At 71.7% G+C, this 16,868-nt stretch carries 16 protein-coding genes; 7 read left to right on the top strand and 9 right to left on the bottom strand.

The window, feature by feature from the left end; genetic code table 11:
- Positions 1-82: 82 nt before the first annotated feature.
- Positions 83-856, top strand: coding sequence for a trans-aconitate 2-methyltransferase (tam, locus tag FF100_RS01840; RefSeq protein WP_139033850.1), 774 nt, complete (start codon positions 83-85; stop codon positions 854-856).
- 15 nt (positions 857-871) lie between these two features.
- Here the strand turns inward: tam and pssA are convergent, their stop codons facing one another.
- The 5 genes from pssA to FF100_RS01815 all read right to left on the bottom strand — a co-directional run bounded on the left by pssA (position 872) and on the right by FF100_RS01815 (position 8,851).
- The gene (gene pssA, locus FF100_RS01835) at positions 872-1,708 is read right to left on the bottom strand and encodes a CDP-diacylglycerol--serine O-phosphatidyltransferase (RefSeq protein ID WP_139033849.1); all 837 of its coding nucleotides are present in this window, start codon (positions 1,706-1,708) and stop codon (positions 872-874) included.
- A gap of 17 nt (positions 1,709-1,725) precedes the next feature.
- Positions 1,726-2,439, bottom strand: a complete 714-nt coding sequence (locus tag FF100_RS01830) for a phosphatidylserine decarboxylase (RefSeq protein WP_139033848.1) — start codon at positions 2,437-2,439, stop codon at positions 1,726-1,728.
- Positions 2,440-2,523: 84 nt separating this feature from the next.
- Complete coding sequence (locus tag FF100_RS01825) at positions 2,524-4,797, bottom strand: fused MFS/spermidine synthase (RefSeq protein WP_139033847.1); 2,274 nt, start codon at positions 4,795-4,797, stop codon at positions 2,524-2,526.
- Positions 4,798-5,127: 330 nt separating this feature from the next.
- Positions 5,128-7,068 carry an ABCB family ABC transporter ATP-binding protein/permease gene (locus FF100_RS01820; protein WP_246101868.1) on the bottom strand — a complete coding sequence of 647 codons (1,941 nt, stop codon included), beginning with the start codon at positions 7,066-7,068 and terminating at the stop codon, positions 5,128-5,130.
- A 316-nt stretch (positions 7,069-7,384) separates the two neighbouring features.
- The gene (locus FF100_RS01815; RefSeq protein WP_139033845.1) at positions 7,385-8,851 is read right to left on the bottom strand and encodes a LysM peptidoglycan-binding domain-containing protein; all 1,467 of its coding nucleotides are present in this window, start codon (positions 8,849-8,851) and stop codon (positions 7,385-7,387) included.
- Positions 8,852-9,070: 219 nt separating this feature from the next.
- On the opposite strand from FF100_RS01815, the gene FF100_RS01810 reads away from it, so the two are divergent.
- Together FF100_RS01810 and FF100_RS01805 are read left to right on the top strand one after the other, a co-directional pair.
- On the top strand, positions 9,071-9,664 hold the full coding sequence (locus FF100_RS01810) for an LOG family protein (protein WP_139033844.1): 594 nt from the start codon (positions 9,071-9,073) through the stop codon (positions 9,662-9,664).
- A gap of 106 nt (positions 9,665-9,770) precedes the next feature.
- On the top strand, positions 9,771-9,971 hold the full coding sequence (locus FF100_RS01805; protein WP_139033843.1) for a DUF1737 domain-containing protein: 201 nt from the start codon (positions 9,771-9,773) through the stop codon (positions 9,969-9,971).
- 342 nt (positions 9,972-10,313) lie between these two features.
- On the opposite strand, the gene FF100_RS01800 is transcribed toward FF100_RS01805, so the two are convergent.
- On the bottom strand, positions 10,314-10,520 hold the full coding sequence (locus FF100_RS01800) for a hypothetical protein (RefSeq protein ID WP_246101867.1): 207 nt from the start codon (positions 10,518-10,520) through the stop codon (positions 10,314-10,316).
- A gap of 129 nt (positions 10,521-10,649) precedes the next feature.
- Positions 10,650-12,029 (bottom strand): cysteine--tRNA ligase, encoded by a 1,380-nt coding sequence (cysS, locus tag FF100_RS01795; RefSeq protein ID WP_139033841.1) that lies wholly within the window; start codon positions 12,027-12,029, stop codon positions 10,650-10,652.
- A gap of 347 nt (positions 12,030-12,376) precedes the next feature.
- On the opposite strand from cysS, the gene FF100_RS01790 reads away from it, so the two are divergent.
- Together FF100_RS01790 and FF100_RS01785 are read left to right on the top strand one after the other, a co-directional pair.
- Positions 12,377-12,694 (top strand): hypothetical protein, encoded by a 318-nt coding sequence (locus FF100_RS01790; RefSeq protein WP_139033840.1) that lies wholly within the window; start codon positions 12,377-12,379, stop codon positions 12,692-12,694.
- Positions 12,695-12,929: 235 nt separating this feature from the next.
- The gene (locus FF100_RS01785) at positions 12,930-13,274 is read left to right on the top strand and encodes a hypothetical protein (protein ID WP_139033839.1); all 345 of its coding nucleotides are present in this window, start codon (positions 12,930-12,932) and stop codon (positions 13,272-13,274) included.
- A 23-nt stretch (positions 13,275-13,297) separates the two neighbouring features.
- On the opposite strand, the gene FF100_RS01780 is transcribed toward FF100_RS01785, so the two are convergent.
- Both FF100_RS01780 and FF100_RS01775 read right to left on the bottom strand, forming a co-directional pair.
- Positions 13,298-14,299, bottom strand: coding sequence for an ABC transporter substrate-binding protein (locus FF100_RS01780; RefSeq protein WP_139033838.1), 1,002 nt, complete (start codon positions 14,297-14,299; stop codon positions 13,298-13,300).
- Positions 14,300-14,427: 128 nt separating this feature from the next.
- The gene (locus tag FF100_RS01775) at positions 14,428-14,673 is read right to left on the bottom strand and encodes a DUF6356 family protein (protein WP_139033837.1); all 246 of its coding nucleotides are present in this window, start codon (positions 14,671-14,673) and stop codon (positions 14,428-14,430) included.
- A 144-nt stretch (positions 14,674-14,817) separates the two neighbouring features.
- On the opposite strand from FF100_RS01775, the gene FF100_RS01770 reads away from it, so the two are divergent.
- Both FF100_RS01770 and FF100_RS01765 read left to right on the top strand, forming a co-directional pair.
- Positions 14,818-15,279 carry an Lrp/AsnC family transcriptional regulator gene (locus FF100_RS01770; RefSeq protein WP_048434174.1) on the top strand — a complete coding sequence of 154 codons (462 nt, stop codon included), beginning with the start codon at positions 14,818-14,820 and terminating at the stop codon, positions 15,277-15,279.
- Between the two features lie 125 nt (positions 15,280-15,404).
- Entirely contained in the window at positions 15,405-16,868 is a 1,464-nt protein-coding gene (locus tag FF100_RS01765; protein WP_139033836.1) for an MDR family MFS transporter, read from the top strand.

The following is a 16,868-nucleotide window of genomic DNA, read 5'->3' as shown; positions in this document are numbered from 1 at the left end:
CCTGTCCCGCGCGGCACGCCATCGCGCGGGAGACGCCATCCCGGCTAAGCTGGGGCGGACAAGCGCGACGGGGAGTCGTCCGATGGCGGATTGGGATGCGGGCCAGTACCTGAAATTCGCCGACGAGCGTACCCGGCCGGCGGCCGACCTGCTGGCGCGGGTGCCATTGACCGCGCCGGCCCGGGCCGTCGATCTCGGCTGCGGGCCGGGCAACAGCACGGCGCTGATCGTCACGCGGTTCCCCGATGCCGCGGTGACCGGCCTCGATTCCTCCCCGGCGATGCTGGAGGAGGCGCGCCGTACCCTGCCGGATGTCGCCTTCGCCGAGGCCGACATCGCCACGTGGGCGCCGGAGACGCCCCCCGACCTGATCGTTGCCAATGCGGTGCTGCACTGGCTGCCCGACCACGAAACCCTGCTGCCGCGCCTCGCCGGCGGCCTCGCGCCGGGCGGCTGCCTCGCCGTGCAGATGCCGGACAACCTCGACGAGCCGTCGCATCGGCTGATGCGGGAGGTGGCGGAGGAACCACCGTTCCGTGCGGCCTTGGCCGGCGCCGCGGGCGCCCGCACCACGCTCGGCCGCGTCCAGGACTACGATACCTGGCTGTCGCGGGCGGGCTGCACGGTCGATCTGTGGCGCACCACCTACATCCACCCGCTTCCCGGCCACCGCGGCATCGTCGACTGGGTGCGCTCGACCGGCTTGCGGCCGTTCCTGGCGCCCCTCGATGCGGAGGGACAGTCCGCCTACCTCGCCCGCTACGAGGCAGCCCTGAGGGAAGCCTATCCGATGCAGGAGGACGGCCGTGTGCTGCTGCCGTTCCCGCGGCTGTTCATCGTGGCGCGGCGGGCCTGAGGCCCGCCCGCCCCGTCACGCCGCCGACGCTTCGTCGCCCGGGGTCGCGGGAGCCGTCGCCGCGTCGAGCTTGGCGCGGCGCCGGTACTGGTTGGCGCCGACCGGGATCGCGCAGAGATAGCCGAGGCTGAGCAGCGCCAGGATCTCGAACGGGAAGCTGATCAGCAGCCCGAACGCCGCGACCGTCACGACGAAGATCGGCAGCACGTATTCCCGCGGCACCCGCTTGCCCACGGTCTTGCCCGAGAAGGTCGGCACCGTGGAGATCACCATGAGGGCGATCACCAGCATGTAGATCAGCGCCACCGGGGCGAGGCTCGGCGCCATCTCGAAGCCGAGGAAGTGCAGGTAGAGCGGCAGCATCACGGTCAGCGCGCCGGCCGGGGCCGGCATGCCGACGAAGAAGTCCTTCTTCCATTCCGGCCGGTTGGGATCGTCCAGCATCACGTTGAAGCGGGCGAGCCGCAGGGCCATCGCGATGGCGAAGATCAGCGCGACGATCCAGCCGAGCGACTTCAGGTTGTGCAGCACGAAGGTGTAGAGGATCAGCGCCGGGGCGCAGCCGAAATTGACGAAATCGGCGAGCGAATCGAGCTCGGCACCGAAGCGCGAGGTGCCCTTGAGCAGGCGCGCCACCCGGCCGTCGACGCCATCGAGCACCGCGGCGGCGACGATCGCGATCACCGCCGGCTCGAACTTGCCCTCGAAGGCGAGGCGCACGGCGGTGAGCCCGAGGCAGACCGCCATCAGGGTGATCATGTTGGGGATGATCATCCGCACCGGCACCGGCTTGAACCGGCGTGGCTTGGGCTCGTTGGGCTCGGGCGCGAAGGGCGGGAAGAGGTCGTCCATTCCGGGTCCCTCCCCTGTCAGACGCGGCGGAACTGCCGCACCGGGCCGGTCCCGCGCAGGTCGGCGAGCACGGTCTCGCCCGCCACCGCCTTCTGGCCGAGGCCGACCAGCACCCGGGTGCCCGCCGGCAGGTAGACGTCGACCCGCGAGCCGAAGCGGATCAGGCCGAACCGGTCGCCGACGGTGAGGTCGTCGCCGGGCTTGACCCAGTCGACGATGCGGCGAGCCACGAGGCCGGCGATCTGCACCACGCCGATGCGCACGCTCTCGCCGTTCTGGCGGGTCTCGATCACCAGGCCGTTGCGCTCGTTGTCCTCGCTCGCCTTGTCGAGCTCGGCATTGAGGAACAGGCCCGGGGTGTAGTGAACCTGATCGATGCGGCCCGTCACCGGCACGCGGTTCACGTGGCAGTCGAACACGTTCATGAACACCGAGATCCGCAGCATCGGCACGGAGGGCAGGTCGAGCTCGGCCGGCGGCAGCACGGTGCTGATCAGGTTCACCCGCCCGTCGGCCGGCGAGATCACCAGCCCGTCGCCGACCGGCACGATCCGCTCGGGGTCGCGGAAGAAGTAGCAGACCCAGAGCGTCAGCAGCAGGAAGATCCAGCCGAGGAACTGCACGAAGGTGCCGGCGAGCACCGTCAGCACGATGCCGATCGCGATGAAGGGATAGCCCTCCTTGTGGATCGGCACCAGCACGCGGCGGATCGTCTCGAACAGGTCGGTCATACGTCCTCGGATGGTCCTCGGGCCTCGCGCCGGCTGCGCACGCGCCGGTCCAGCGCCCGCGGATGGCAGGCGCGTGGGCCCACGTCAATCATCCGATCGACGCGGGGCGGCCCGCTTGTCGGCCATCGCCTGGAGGATGTTGGAGAAATCGTCGGTCCAGGGCCGCCGCTCCCGCTCCGGGGCGATCCGCTCCCAGGCCGGGTCGGTGCGGAGCGCACCCAGATCGGCGGGATCGCGGGCGAGCACCGCGACGGTGGTCGCGGCGCGAAACCGCACCGGATCGAAGGGGAAGGATTCCCGGGCGACCAGCGTCGTCAGGCCGAACTCCGCCCCGACACGCGCCAGGATGCGGGCCAGGTCGAGGTGGCGGTTGGTGATGTGCAGCGCCAGCACGCCGCCCGGCGCGAGCTTGGCGAGGTAGAGCGCCAGGGCCTCGCGGGTGAGGAGGTGGGCGGGAATCGCGTCGGACGAGAAGGCATCGATCATCAGGAGCCCGAGCCCGCCCGGGGCCTCCGCCAGGGTCAGGCGGGCGTCGCCCAGCACGACCGGCATGTCGGGCCCGCAGGCCGACAGGAAGCGGAAGCGCGCGGGGTCGCGGGCGATGCGGGACACCTCCGGGTCGATCTCGTAGAAGCGCCAGGCCTCGTTCCCGGCCCGGTGGCAGGCGAGGCTGCCGGTGCCGAGCCCGACCACCGCGACGGCGCCGAGCGAGCCGCCCCGCGCCGCCCGCACCGAGCGGATCGCCGTGCCGATCGCCCCCTCCTGGGTGTAGTAGACCAGGGGCTCGGGGAGCCCCTCCGCCCGGGTGCCGTCCGGGTTCGCGAGCCGCATCGCCCCGTGCAGGGTGGTGCCGTGCATCAGGAGGCGCATCTGCCCGTCCGGGGTTTCGGCGATCCGGTGGATGCCGAAGAACGAGCGCAGGCTGACGGCATCGTCCGACCGCATCAGCGCCAAGCAGGCGGCGAGGGCGAGCCCGCCCGCCACGGCGAGGCGGTGCGGGTCGCGCCCGCTCGCCGCCAGCAGGCCCGCGCCGGCGAGCGCGAGGATTTGCGGCAGGGCCGCGACCCCGAGGAGCGTGCCGGCAAGCACCATGACGGCGGCGGCCGCCACCCCCGCCAGCGCGAGCGGCGCCACGGCGGCGAGCCAGGGACGGGCGCCGCCGGAGACGAAGCCCGGCCGGCAGGCCAGGGCGGCGACGATCAGCAACGGATACTCCACGACCCGCGGGAACACGAGCGGCGCCACGAGCCCGCAGGCGATGCCGCCCAGCACCCCGCCGAGGGAGACGCAGACGTAGAACTCGGTCAGCCGGTCGGGAGCCGGGCGCAGGTGGTAGAGCGTGGCGTGGCAGATCAGGGCGCTGACAAAGAACAGGCCGAGATGGAGGGCGAGCCCGCCCCACAGCCCCGGGCCGACGACGAAGCTCGCCAGCGCCAGCGCCGTGCCCCAGACCTGGAGGCGCAGCAGCGTCCGGCCCGGCCGCCCCATCCCGTCCCGGAACGCGATCACGAAGGTGAGGAGGAAGAGCGCGAGCGGCACCACCCACAGCAGGGGCGCCGCCGCGACGTCGGTCGAGATATGGGCGGTGACCGAGACCAGGAGGGCCGACGGCACCAGGGCGAGGCCGATCCAGGCGCCGCGACGCCGCCAGCCGGGCGCCGCAGAGGCCGGCACCGCGCGCGCGGTCCCCTCGCGCGGCCCGTCCACCGGTCCCGGCGCCGAGGATGCCAGACCCGAGGCCAGGATGAGCAGGCCGAGCAGCACGAACCCGGCGAGCCAGAGGTCGGCCTGCGCCCGCAGCGGCAGAACGGGCTCGATCAGGAGCGGATAGGCGACGAGGGCCGCGAACGAGCCGATATTCGAGGCGGCATAGAGGAAGTAGGGATCGCCGGCCCGGGCGTGGCCCGAGCGGGCGAACCAGGCCTGGAGCAGCGGGCCGTTCGCCGACAGCGCGAAGAACGGCAGCCCGACCGCCGTGACGAACAGCCCGACGAGCCAGAGCGCCTGGTTCTCCTCCGGCGGGGCGCCCCAGCCCGCGGGCAGGCCGATCGGCAGGCAGAGGGCGGCGGCGAGCATCAGCCCGAGATGCAGCCCGAGCGCCGTGCGGGGCTTGAGCCGCCGGGCCAGCAGGTGGGCGTAGAGGTAGCCGCCGAGCAGGAGCGCCTGGAACACCACCAGGGCGACCGACCAAGTCGCCGGGCTGCCGCCGAGACGCGGCAGCACCATCTTGGTGAAGAGCGGCTGGACCGAGAACAGCAGGAACGCCGACAGGAGCAGGGCCGCCGCCGCCGCCGGGACCTGCGCGCGGGCGAGGACCGGGCCGAGGCGGGGAACCGTGCGGAGCGTGGTGGTCGACATGGATCGGTCCGGCGGTGACGAGCCCGTCTTAGCCGCAGGCCGTTTAAGATGCCGTTCCACCATGCGCCCCGGCGAACCGGAGCGGGAACCGTGACGACCGGTTCCCTCGCAATGCGGCGCCCGGCTTCGCTCGAGCGCCGCGCAGGCTGATGCAGCCTTCCCTCGTCATCCCGGGTCCGCGCCACGCAACCCGGGATCGACAACCGGCGAGATCCAGGATGAAGCGGAATGCGGCCCGCCGTCTCCGGAAACTCCCGCAGGTCGGGGGTCCCGGGCTCTCACCTTCGGCAAGGCCCCGGACGACGTCGAGACGGGAAGGAGGGCCTCGTCTCACGACACCGCAGCCGGCTCCGGCGCCTTGGCGACCGGGCCGGGGACCTCCCCGGGCTCCAGATGCGTGCGCAGGCTCTCGCCCTCCTGCGATTCCGCGCGCTTCAACGCCTCGCGGGCGGCATCCGCCTCGCGCTGGCGGTTCCACATCGCCGCGTAGACGCCGCCTTCCGCCAGCAACGCGAGGTGGGTGCCGCGCTCGGCGATGCGGCCCTGGTCGAGGACGATGATCTCGTCGGCGCCGACCACCGTCGAGAGGCGGTGGGCGATGACGAGGGTGGTGCGGCCCTGGCTCACCCGGTCGAGGGCGTCCTGGATCTCGCGCTCGGTGAAGGAATCGAGCGCCGAGGTCGCCTCGTCGAGGACCAGGATCGGCGGGCCCTTCAGGATGGTGCGGGCGATGGCGACGCGCTGCTTCTCGCCGCCCGACAGCTTCAGGCCGCGCTCGCCGACCGGCGTGTCGTACCCCTCCGGCAGGGCGAAGATGAAGCGGTCGATCTGGGCCAGCCGCGCCGCTTCCCGCACCTCCTCCTCGGAGGCCTCCCAGCGGCCGTAGCGGACGTTGTAGCCGATCGTGTCGTTGAACAGCACGGTGTCCTGCGGCACCATGCCGATCGCGGCCCGCAGGGAATCCTGCTGCACCGCCGCGATGTCCTGCCCGTCGATCGTGATGCGCCCCGCTTGCGGCTCGTAGAACCGGAACAGCAGGCGCGACAGCGTCGACTTGCCGGCCCCCGACGGCCCGACGATCGCGACGGTGCGGCCCGCCGGCACCGTGAAGCTGATGCCGCGCAGGATCGGCCGCTCCGGCACGTAGGCGAAGTGCACGTCCTCGAACCGCACCACCGCCTCGCTGACGGCGAGCGGCTCCGCGCCCGGGCGGTCGGCGATCTCCGGGTTGCGGTGCAGGATCTTGAACATGTCGTCGATGTCGATCAGCGCCTGCTTGATCTCGCGATAGATCATGCCCATGAAGTTGAGCGGCATCGAGAGCTGCACCAGCATGGTGTTGACCAGCACGAAGCCGCCGATCGTCGCCCGCCCGGCCATGATGTCGCGCGCGGCCAGCCACATCACCACGCCCATGCCGATCGTGAAGATCACCGCCTGGCCGGCGTTCAGCACCGCGAGCGAGACGTAGGTCTGGGTCGAGGCCTTCTCGTAGCGGGCCATCGACTGGTCGTAGCGGGCGGTCTCACGCTCCGACGCCCCAAAATACTTCACCGTCTCGTAGTTGAGCAGCGAATCGACCGCCTTGGCGTTGGCGTCGGTGTCGGAGTCGTTCATCCGCCGGCGGATGGCGATGCGCCACTCCGTGGCCTTGTAGGTGTAGCCGAGATAGGCCGCGACCATCACCAGCACGACGAGCGAGTAGGACAGGCTGAACTCGTAGGCGAGCGTGCCGAGCACCAGCAGGAACTCGACGATGGTCGGCACCAGCGTCAGCACCATCAGGCGCGAGAGTTCCTCGATGCCGTTGCGGCCGCGCTCGAGCACCCGGGTCAGGCCGCCGGTCTTGCGCTCGAGATGAAAGCGCAGCGACAGCTGGTGCATGTGCTGGAAGGTCTGCAACGCCAGCCGCCGGACCGCGTGCATCGCCACCTTGGCGAACAGCCCGTCGCGGACCTGGGTCAGGAGCGACATGGCGATCCGGGCCGCGGCATAGAGCAGAATCATCAGGGCCGGCACGGCCCAGATCCCGGTCGGGACCGTCTCCTCCTTGCCACCGACCACCGCCACCAGGGCGTCGGTCGCCCACTTGAAGGTGAAGGGCATCGCCAGGGTGACCACCTTGGCGACGAGCAGGAGGCCGAAGGCGACGAAGACCCGGCGCTGCAGGTCGGGCCGGCCGTGGGGCCAGAGATAGGGCCAGAGGCGGCGGTAGGTCGCGACGAGGCCGGGCCGCTCGGGCTCGGCCGGTGGGATCGGGGTGATGGACAAGGAACCGGTTCCGGACGGGATCGGCGCCGCATATAGGCCAGGATGCGACAGGGAGACAGCGCGCTCGGCGCGGCCCGGGCCTGCTTCGCGGGCGCCGCAAGGTGCGGGCGCTCGCGGGCGACCAGGCCCGGAGCGGCCTCGGCTCCAGCGCGATGCGCGGCTGGACCAGGCTCTCGGGCCAGAGCGGCGACGCCGCGCCGTCCCGGCCGGTGCGGGGGGTGGTGGAGCGGCCCGACGCCCGGGCGATCGGTCACACGTGGCGCGGCCCCGACGATCTACGCGACGCCGATCCAGCGGGTGGGGGACCCCGTCCCCGTCAGCCCGGGCTCCCCGGCACCGGCCGCTGGCCCAGCGGGGCGTCGCCGGGCAGCACGAAGACCTGGCCCGGATAGATCCGGTTGGGGTCGCGGATCTGGCCCTGGTTGGCGTCGAAGATCACGGTGTAGCGCAGGCCGCGGCCATACGTCTTGCGGCTGATGCTCCACAGGTTGTCGCCGCGGGTGACCGTCGCGGTGCTGATGCCGGGCACGAAGACCGTACCGGGATCGGTAGCGGCGGGATCGGTGGCGGCGAGGGCCGCTTCCGCACCCGGAGCCCGCGCCGGTCCGGGGGCGGCGGCCGTCGCGGCCGGGGCAACGGAGGCGGCCGGAACGCCGGCGTTCGGAGGCGCCGCGGATGCCCGGTCCGGGCCGGCGCGCGTCGGGGACGGACGGCCCGGGACCTCGGCGGGAGCCGCACCGAGATTCGGCGGCACCGCGAAGGCGGTCTCGGCGCGGGTCTTGACCGCACCGGAGGCGGGATCGACCTGATCGACCCGCACCCGGTAATCGCCGGGCGCGACCCCGCGCCCGATCGTGAAGGCGACGCGCCCGTCCGGTCCCGCCTGCCCGGGCGCCACCAGCGTGTCGTTGAGGTAGAGGCGCATGTCCGCCTTCGGGGCTCCCTGCGCCGTGACGTAGAGCCGCCCGCCCGCCTCGGCATCGACGCCGACGACCTTGACCGGCGCGGAGCCGGGCTGCGGGGCGTCCGGCTTGGCGTCGGCTCTCTCCGCGGCCTGGGCCCTGGTCCTGCCCTGAGGCCTGGCGTTGTCGGCCGGCGATTTGAGATCCGGCTTCGGATCCCGTGCCGCGAGCCTGGTATCCCCTGCCGGCGGCTTGGCATCCCCTGCCGGGGGCTTGACGGGCTCGGGCAGCGACAGCACCGCGGTCGGCCGGCCGGGCGCCGTCACGGCGACGAGGGGCTTGGTGCGGCGGTCCTGCGCCACCACCACCACGGCGCTGGCGGGGCCCGACACCGTGCTGCCGTCCGGCCCGGTGCTGCGCAGGGTGATCTCGTGGCTGCCGGGCGGCAGGGCCGGGGGCACCACGGCGAAGTTGCCGGATTCGTCGGCCTTGGCGCGGGCGAAGGGCCCATCGTCGCGCAGCACCTCGATCTCGGCCCCGGGCCGGCCGCGCCCGGCAACGACGCTCGCCCCATCGGGCTCGACCCGGATGACGTCGAAGGACGGCATGCCGGTCGGCTCGGTCCTCGTGGCCTGCGGCGCCGCCGGCAGGGCCGCGAGCGGGGCCGGGGCGGCAGGGGTCGGGCCAGCAGGGGGCGGGGCGGGGGTCGGGGCGGGGGTCGAGGAATGAACCGTCGCCGGATGCGGATCCTCCGGCGCGGACAGCGAGAACAGCCGGGTGCCGCTCGCCGCGACGCCGATGAGCACGAACCCGGCGACGAGGCCCACGGAGGCGAGGACGAGGCCCCGGCGCAACTCGGTGGTCGGCAACTCGGTCGTCATGGCGCAACACTCCCGCTCACGGGTCCCCCACGGTCTCGGCGTCCGTCTCCTGGCGTCTCATCCGGCTGCGCGACCTTTCGCCTCCGGTCGACACGCCCGCGCCATCGCCCTCATATTAACAGGACTGGCGGGGCGAGACCACGCGGCGCGACTCGCGCGGCTCGGCCGGAAACTTGCGTGGCAACGGCCGGTATCGGCTGCGAACGGTGCGGAGACTCGATGCGGACGGTTTGCGTGTATTGCGGCTCGGGATTCGGCACCGATCCGGTCTTCGAGGCGGCGGCGCGGGCGCTGGGGCGCCATCTGGCGGAGGCCGGCATCGCGCTCGTCTATGGCGGCGGCAATGTCGGGCTGATGGGCACGGTGGCGCGGGCGGTGCTCGACCATGGCGGCCACGTCACCGGCATCATCCCGGACTTCCTGAAATCGCGCGAGCGGATGCTCGACGACGTGCAGGAGACCATCGTCGTCTCCGACATGCACACCCGCAAGAAGCTGATGTTCGACCGCTCCGACGCCTTCGTGGCCCTGCCGGGCGGCATCGGTACCCTGGAGGAGCTGGTCGAGCAGATGACGTGGTCGCAGCTCGGCCAGCACGCCAAGCCGATCCTGCTGCTCTCGGTGGCGGAGTTCTGGGCGCCGTTCCTCGGCCTCCTCGACCACATGCGCCGCACCGGCTTCATCCGCGAGGGTCTGGATCTCAGCTACCTCGTCGCGGAGGACCCCGGGCAGGTGGTGCCGATGCTGCGCGCCGCGACCCGCGTGGCGGAGCCGCGGCCGGAGGCCGAGGCGCTGATCGACGAGAAGTTCTAAGCCCGCCTCTTCCGCATCTCTTCCGGTCGGTCCAGGGCCGCGACAGCGGAGCCTGGGCCGACGCGGAGTGCCTGACACACGTCCGTAGACTCGCGAGGACCCTGCCTTGGACACGAAGCCCCCGAACGACATGCTTCCCTACCGCCTGATCACCGGCAAGGACGACGCCCATTTCTGCCGCCGGATCTCGGAGGCGCTGGCGCTCGGCTACAAGCTCTACGGCTCGCCGTCCTGCACCTTCAACGGCACGGACGTGATCGTGGCGCAGGCGGTGGTGTGGCCGTCGGTGGTCGAGACATCCGGGTAACGCTGGGCGAAGCGTCCCATCAGACCGATGGTTCACCGGCCGGGCGGCTGGAATCCGACGACGTCGCGCGAGGAGGCGTTCGGCAAAGTCGACGGCTTTGTCGGCATCCTCGGCTGTCAGGCGCGGCCCATCGTAGTCTGCGCTCGCCCGATAGATGCCGCAATCCGCGGCCGGCTTCCCGATCGATCAAGCCTGGAGCGATGCCATGCTCCGAGGACATCCTGCAATCCCGCGGGCGGCCGTGACGGCGGCATAGTAAGCGCGGCGGATGGCACCGTTTGGACGCCCGGTCGCAAGCAGGATTCTGGCCTCGGCCGGAGCTTCTTCTTATCCATAGCTCCGTCACCGGGAGCCCTCGGTCCGCTTGGCATCCCGCCGCATCGCGCGGACGAGGGCCGGGTTGGGGTGGAGGGCCGGATCGGTCCAGGCGCTCCGCGGGACCGGATGGGCCTGGATGTCGAGGCCGTACTCGGTCAGCCGGTCGGCGGAGAGGTCGGCCAGCCGGCGCGCCTCGTCGATGATCCGCCAGAATCGATCAGCCAGGACCACCGCCACATCGGCGTCGCTCTCGCCCCGGGCGCGGCTGCCGAAAAGGGGAGATCGAGGAGGCGCGGCCCGTAATGCCGGCGCGCGTCGGCGGCCGTAGAACCTCCTCGATCGTCCTCACGCTCTCCTCCCCTACGGGTTCACCGTCCAGGTCGTCGTCCCGTCCTTGTTGTCCTTCACCGTGACCCCGAGCGCCGTCAGCGCGCCGCGGATCCGGTCGGATTCGGCCCAGTCCTTGCGGGCGCGGGCGTCCTTGCGCTCGGCGATCAGCGCCTCCACCGCCGCCGCGTCGACGCCGGAGGCGGCCACCGCCGCCCGGTCGCGCTCGGCCTTCGTCTGGCCGAGCAAGCCGAGCAGGCCGGCGCCGGCCTTGAGCGAGGCCGGATCGGCGAGGCGATGGACCTCGCCCAGAGCCGCCGGGGTGTTGAGGTCGTCGAGGAGCGGCTCGAGCACCGTCTCGGGCGCCGGGCCCGGGGCGGCGTCGCCGGCGGCGTCGTACCAGCGGTCGAGGGTGCGGCTCGCCTCCTCCAGGGCGCGCAGGGTCCAGTCGATCGGCTGGCGGTAATGAGTGCGCAGCATGGCCAGCCGCACGACCTCGCCGGGCCAGTCCGCCAGCACCTCGCGCAGGGTGACGAAGTTGCCGAGGGACTTCGACATCTTCTCCCCCTCGACCTGCAGGAAGCCGTTGTGGAGCCAGATGTTGGCCATCACCGGCGTGCCGAAGCAGCAGCGCGACTGCGCCACCTCGTTCTCGTGGTGGGGAAACACCAGATCGATGCCGCCGGCATGGATGTCGAAGGTCTCGCCAAGATGCTTCCAGGCCATCGCCGAGCACTCGATGTGCCAGCCCGGCCGCCCCGGCACCGCGATCCCGCCGGGCGAGGCCCAAGACGGCTCGCCCGGCTTCGACGGCTTCCACAGCACGAAGTCGAGGGGCGAGCGCTTGTAGGGCGCGACGTCGACCCGGGCGCCGGCCTCCATCTCGTCGAGGGGACGGCGCGACAAGGCGCCGTAATCGGGCATCGAGGGCACGTCGAACAGCACGTGGTCCTCGGCGACGTAGGCGTGGCCGGCGGCCACCAGCCGGTCGATCAGCGCCGTCATGTCGACGATGTGGTCGGTCGCCCGCGGCTCGATCATCGCCGGGGGCAGGCCCGAAACGTTCACGTCCTGAGGCATCAGGATGCCGAGGCGGCGGATGTCGTCGTGGAACTGCGCCAGCGTCCCGTCGGTCAGCTCGCGGATGGTGATGCCGCGCTCAGCCGCCCGGGCGTTGATCTTGTCGTCCACGTCCGTGACGTTGCGGGCATAGGTGACCGCCCCCGTGCCGTAGACGTGGCGCAAAAGCCGGAACAGCAGGTCGAAGACGATCAGGGGCCGGGCGTTGCCGATATGGGCGGCGTCGTAGACGGTCGGGCCGCAGGCATACATCCGCACCCGGCCCGAATCGATCGGCCGGAGCGGCTCCTTGGCCCGGGAGAGCGTGTTGTAGAGGCGCAACAGCGAGGCCATGAAACACCTGCGGGAGGGGGTCGGGCCAGGTCGCCGCGGGGCGCTCCGGCCGAGGTTCTAAGTCGTTGCCGGATCGGGCTCGGTCCCGTCCGGCTGAGGGCCCGGGCGCCGTCCGTGCCGGCGACCGAGGCGGCCGCCTGTTGCACGGGTGAGACGCCCAGGCGGGCCGATCCGGGTTAGCTCAAATCCGTGAGCAATTCGAGAAGGCAGACGCCGCCGGGGCCAAACCCCGGCCGGACCCTGCGTAATCGCCCCGCTCGCACGATGCGTAGAGAGATTGTTTACCACCCACGCCCAGTGTCGGGCCGGAGCCGGATGCCGACGGCTCCGTTCAGAAGGTTTGCCCCATGCGTCGCACCCTCGCCGTCCTCAGCGCCCTCGGTGTCCTGGTCTCCGTCGCCGTGCCGGCGCTGGCCGCATCGCAGACGCCCGGCGTGGAGAAGACCTTCCTGATCCCGTCGAGCGACGGCTACGGCGTCGCCGAGTGCCTGACCACCGGCGGCGAGTGCGGCCAGGTGGTGGCGGATGCCTGGTGCGAGTCGCAGGGCTATGCCAAGTCGGCCTCCTTCGGCATCGCCGCCCAGGACGAGTATACCGGCGCGATCGAGGCCGCCCCGGCGGTCAAGACCTCGGACCGCCCGATCCGGATCACCTGCCGGGATTGAGTTGTCAGACCGCGATCGTCGCGGCGAACCTGACATCCCTCGCGTCACCCCGGGGCCGCATCGCGGGACCCGGGACGCGTCGGTGACGTGCCGGCCCGCGATGGCGCCGGCCGAACATCGCCGACACTACCCGGACACGCTTCGCCCAACGCCGCCACGCTCCGCTGGCGCACCGTGCGGATCCGCCTATCTCGGACCCTACGAGACGACAGCCGCGGCGGCCGGGAGATCGGGCATGATCCGAAACGCTATCATCCTCGCCGCGGTCCTGATGCCGGGCTTGGCCTCCGCCGGCCCGCGGACCCGCGAGCCAGCTCCCGTCGGCCCGGTCATCGCCGGCCTGCCCGGCTACGATTGCCGGATGTGGACCCCGTTCGACCACGACGTCGTCGGGCCGTATCCGCGCCCGGGTGCCCGTCCGGTGCGGGCGGCGAGCGGCTGGGGCCGCACCGCCTACGGCTACGGCACCGGGGGCGCCTCGGCCTCCGGTGCCGTCGCGTTCCCGGGCCGCAGCGTGGCCGATTGCGACATCGGCGAGCTGACCTTCGGCCGCGCCGGGCTGGACATCCTGCCGCGCTGAGCCCGGATGCCCGCTCGGCTCAGTCACGTGCCCGGCTGGCCATGCACCGCCTTGTAGAAGAAGTCCTTCCACTCCTTCGGCCGGTTCTTCAGCACACCGGCCTTCGCCAGATGGTCGGCCTGCAGCATCGTGCCGTAGGGCGTGGTCGAGAACACGACGCCAGGCTGCTTCATCATCGCGACGAGCTCGTCGGGCTCGAACTTCTCCTTGGTGGCGCCGAGATAGAGCTCGGCCGCCCGCTTCGGGTCGTCGCGGATCAGCGCATTGGCCTCCTCGATGGCGGCGAGCACCGCGGCGGTGGTCTTCGGGTTCTGATCCATGAACTTGCCGCGGCCGAACACGATGGCGTTGCTGAGCGGACCGCCGACCACGTCGTAGGAGTTGAGGACGACGTGGATCTTCGGATCCTTCAGCTCGATCTGCTGGTAGGGCGGCAGCGAGAAGTGGCTGTTGACCTCGCTGGTGCCTCCCAACAGCGCGCCGACCGCGTCGGGATGGCCGAGCTGGATGGTGATCGGGTCGAGCTTGTTGCGGCCGGCCTCGCCGAGCTGGCGCTCGGCGGCGATCTGCAGCATCACGGCCTGCGCCGAGACCTTCACGGTCGGCACCGCGATCCGGTCCTTCGCCGAGAAGTCGGCCAGCGTCTTCACCGCCGGGTTGCGGGTGACGAGCAGCATCGGCGCGCCGGCCGACGCCGCCAGCCCCTTCACCTCGCCGCGGGTGCGGTCCCAGGCAAGGAGCAGGTTGGTGGCACCGCTGGTCACGAAATCGACGTTGCCGGAGATCAGCGCGTCGACCGAAGCGCCGCCGCTGGTCAGCGTGACCCAGCTCACCTTGACGTCGCCGAGGCCGGCACTCGCGACGTGCTTCTCGACCAGACGCTGCTGCTCGGCCAGCACCATCGGCATGTAGATCAGCCCGGGCTGGCGGGTGAAGCGCACCTCGCCGGTCTCGGCGTTCGCGGGAGAAGCGGCGAGGCCGAGGGCGACGGCCAGCGCGCCGACGGCGCGCCTGAGGAACGGCATGGGCGAATGCTCCCTGGTTTTCCCGGCCCGTGTCCGGACGCTCGAGGCAGCGAGCGCCCGCCGGGCCGTTGAGAACCAGGGTCCGGAAATGCTCCGGATACGTCAAGCCGCGACGAAGGAAGGGGGGATCAGGCCGAGACGGCGCCGGGCGCCTCGGACCGGTGCCGGGCCGCGCGGTTCGCCACCATGCGGTCGTGGAGCTTGAGGACCGTGCGCGAGCCGGTCGAGGTGAAGGCGAAGGGCAGGAAGCCGTGCACCAGGCAGGCCAGCCCCCCGGCGATCATGCGAAGGCCGAAGCCGGTGGCGACGCCCATATGCTCGAAGTAGGTCTCGCCGACGGAGGCCGGGTGCTCGGAGAAGGACAGCTTCGACATCGGGATCTCGGGGATTCTCATGGGCTTGAAGGACGGGCTGAGGATCGCACGGGAGCCGCGAAGCCGGATTGCGAACTTTCTCGAATCATCGCAGGGTCACGCAAATGTCTTGCGCCATGCCGCCGTTGGTTGGAAAATTTTCGCGTGGACGAGTTCGACCGAAAAATTCTGTTGTGCCTGCAGGAGAACGCGGCCGAATCGCTGGAGGCGATCGCCGCGCGGGTCGGCCTGTCGGCCTCGCCGTGCTGGCGGCGGATCCAGAAGCTGGAGGCGCAAGGGGTGATCCAGCGCCGGGTGGCGCTGCTCGATCCCGACCGGATGCGGGTGGGCGTCACGGTGTTCGTGTCGGTGCGCACCAACCGCCACACCGCCGACTGGGCCGAGCGCTTCTGCGCCGCGGTGGTGACGATCCCCGAAGTGGTCGAGTTCTACCGCATGAGCGGCGAGACCGATTACCTGCTGCGCATCGTCGTACCCGACATCGCAGCCTACGACCGGGTCTACAAGCGGTTGATCCAGTCGGTCGACCTGTACGACGTCAGTTCGGCCTTCGCGATGGAGCGGATCAAGTACACGACCGCCCTGCCGGTGACTTACGCTGAGTAAGAAACGGGTGGCCGGCGCTTGTCCGGCTCTTGCGCGGGGCTGGCCTGCGCCGGGCGCCGGTTGCTTTCCGGGCGGATCGGTTTAGCTGCGCCGATCACCCCCTCCCCTGCCCGAAGCCCGCGACCATGACGACCTCCCGGACGACGCGCCGTCCCCTCGTGATCGCCGCCGTGATGGCCGCGATGGCGATGGTGGCGATCGAGGCGACGATCATCTCGACCGCGATGCCGGGCATCGTCGGCGAGCTCGGCGGGCTGTCGCTCTATGCCTGGGTCTTCTCCGGCTTCCTCCTCACCCAGACCGCCGCCACCATCGTGTTCGGCAAGCTCGCCGACATCCACGGGAGGAAGCCGGTGCTGCTCGCCGGCATCGCGGTCTTCCTCGCCGCCTCGCTCCTGTGCGGCTTCGCCTGGTCGATGCCGGCGATGATCGCCTTCCGGCTGATCCAGGGCATCGGCGCCGGCGCGATCCAGCCGGTCTCCCTCACCATCGTGGGCGACCTCTACAGCGCCCAGGAGCGGGGGCGGATCCAGGGCTTTCTCGCCAGCGTCTGGGCGGTCTCGGCGGTGGTCGGGCCGCTGGCCGGCGGCTTCATCATCGCGCACGCCTCGTGGTCGTGGATCTTCTGGATCAACCTGCCGGTCGGGCTCGTGGCGACCACGCTGTTCGTCGCCTTCCTGCACGAGGGCGAGCGGCGCGAGCGCCGGCCGGTCGACGCCAAGGGTGCGGCCCTGTTCACCGTGACGGTCGCCGCCCTGATGGTGGCGCTCACCGAGGCCGGCGAGGCGCGCTGGCCGGTCGTGACAGGCGCCGCCGCGCTCGGTCTCGCCGCGGCCGTGCTGCTGGCGTTCCAGGAGCGCCGGGCGCCGGAACCGGTGATCGATGCCGCCCTCTGGCGGCGCCGGCCGATCGCCGCCGCCAACGCCACCTCGCTGCTCGCCGGCATGGCGCTGATCGGGCTCACCACCTTCCTGCCGATGTACGTGCAGGGCGTGCTCGGGCAGACGCCGATCGTCGCCGGCATGGCGCTCACCGTGATGGTGCTCGGCTGGCCGATGGGCGCGACGCTGGCGGCGCGCAACCTCCACCGCTTCGGCCTGCGCCGCATCCTGGTCACCGGCGGCCTGCTGCTGCCGCTCGGGGCGCTGGCGATCGTGACGCTGCAGCCCGGCAGCCACCCGGCCCAGGCCGGGGCCGGCTCGCTGATCATGGGCTTCGGCATGGGGCTGCTCAGCAACGCCGCCCTGATGCTGATCCAGGAGATCGTGCCCTGGACCCAGCGCGGCAGCGCCACCGCCTCGAACATCTTCTCGCGCAACCTCGGCAGCACGCTCGGCGCCACGGTGTTCGGCGCGGTGCTGAATCACGGCCTCGCGGCCGCGGGCAGCCCCGTCACGGCCGACGGGCTGCAGCAGGCGCTGGCCGCGGGCGGGCTGCCGGGGGAGGTCGAGACCGTGCGCCTCGTGCTCCAGCACGCCCTGCACCAGACCTTCTGGGCCGTGCTGGTGATCTCCGCGGCGGCCTTCGCCACCGCCCTGCTGGTGCCGCACGTCGCGATCGGACGCGCCCGCGAGGTGCCGGCGGAGTGA

The sequence above is a fragment of the Methylobacterium terricola genome (genome assembly GCF_006151805.1).
Lineage (GTDB): Bacteria > Pseudomonadota > Alphaproteobacteria > Rhizobiales > Beijerinckiaceae > Methylobacterium > Methylobacterium terricola.
The sequence above is the reverse complement of the archived record's forward strand: the minus strand, read 5'-3'. Positions and strand labels throughout refer to the sequence as shown.

Excerpts from the sequence above, each read along its gene's own strand:
- FF100_RS01810 (WP_139033844.1), top strand. The coding sequence starts at position 9,071 with ATGCGGACGGTTTGCGTGTATTGCGGCTCGGGATTCGGCACCGATCCG.
- FF100_RS01775 (WP_139033837.1), bottom strand. The coding sequence starts at position 14,673 with ATGTCGAAGCTGTCCTTCTCCGAGCACCCGGCCTCCGTCGGCGAGACC.
- FF100_RS01830 (WP_139033848.1), bottom strand. The coding sequence starts at position 2,439 with ATGACCGACCTGTTCGAGACGATCCGCCGCGTGCTGGTGCCGATCCAC.
- FF100_RS01825 (WP_139033847.1), bottom strand. The coding sequence starts at position 4,797 with ATGTCGACCACCACGCTCCGCACGGTTCCCCGCCTCGGCCCGGTCCTC.
- FF100_RS01815 (WP_139033845.1), bottom strand. The coding sequence starts at position 8,851 with ATGACGACCGAGTTGCCGACCACCGAGTTGCGCCGGGGCCTCGTCCTC.
- FF100_RS01790 (WP_139033840.1), top strand. The coding sequence starts at position 12,377 with ATGCGTCGCACCCTCGCCGTCCTCAGCGCCCTCGGTGTCCTGGTCTCC.
- cysS (WP_139033841.1), bottom strand. The coding sequence starts at position 12,029 with ATGGCCTCGCTGTTGCGCCTCTACAACACGCTCTCCCGGGCCAAGGAG.
- FF100_RS01780 (WP_139033838.1), bottom strand. The coding sequence starts at position 14,299 with ATGCCGTTCCTCAGGCGCGCCGTCGGCGCGCTGGCCGTCGCCCTCGGC.
- FF100_RS01785 (WP_139033839.1), top strand. The coding sequence starts at position 12,930 with ATGATCCGAAACGCTATCATCCTCGCCGCGGTCCTGATGCCGGGCTTG.
- FF100_RS01765 (WP_139033836.1), top strand. The coding sequence starts at position 15,405 with ATGACGACCTCCCGGACGACGCGCCGTCCCCTCGTGATCGCCGCCGTG.
- tam (WP_139033850.1), top strand. The coding sequence starts at position 83 with ATGGCGGATTGGGATGCGGGCCAGTACCTGAAATTCGCCGACGAGCGT.
- pssA (WP_139033849.1), bottom strand. The coding sequence starts at position 1,708 with ATGGACGACCTCTTCCCGCCCTTCGCGCCCGAGCCCAACGAGCCCAAG.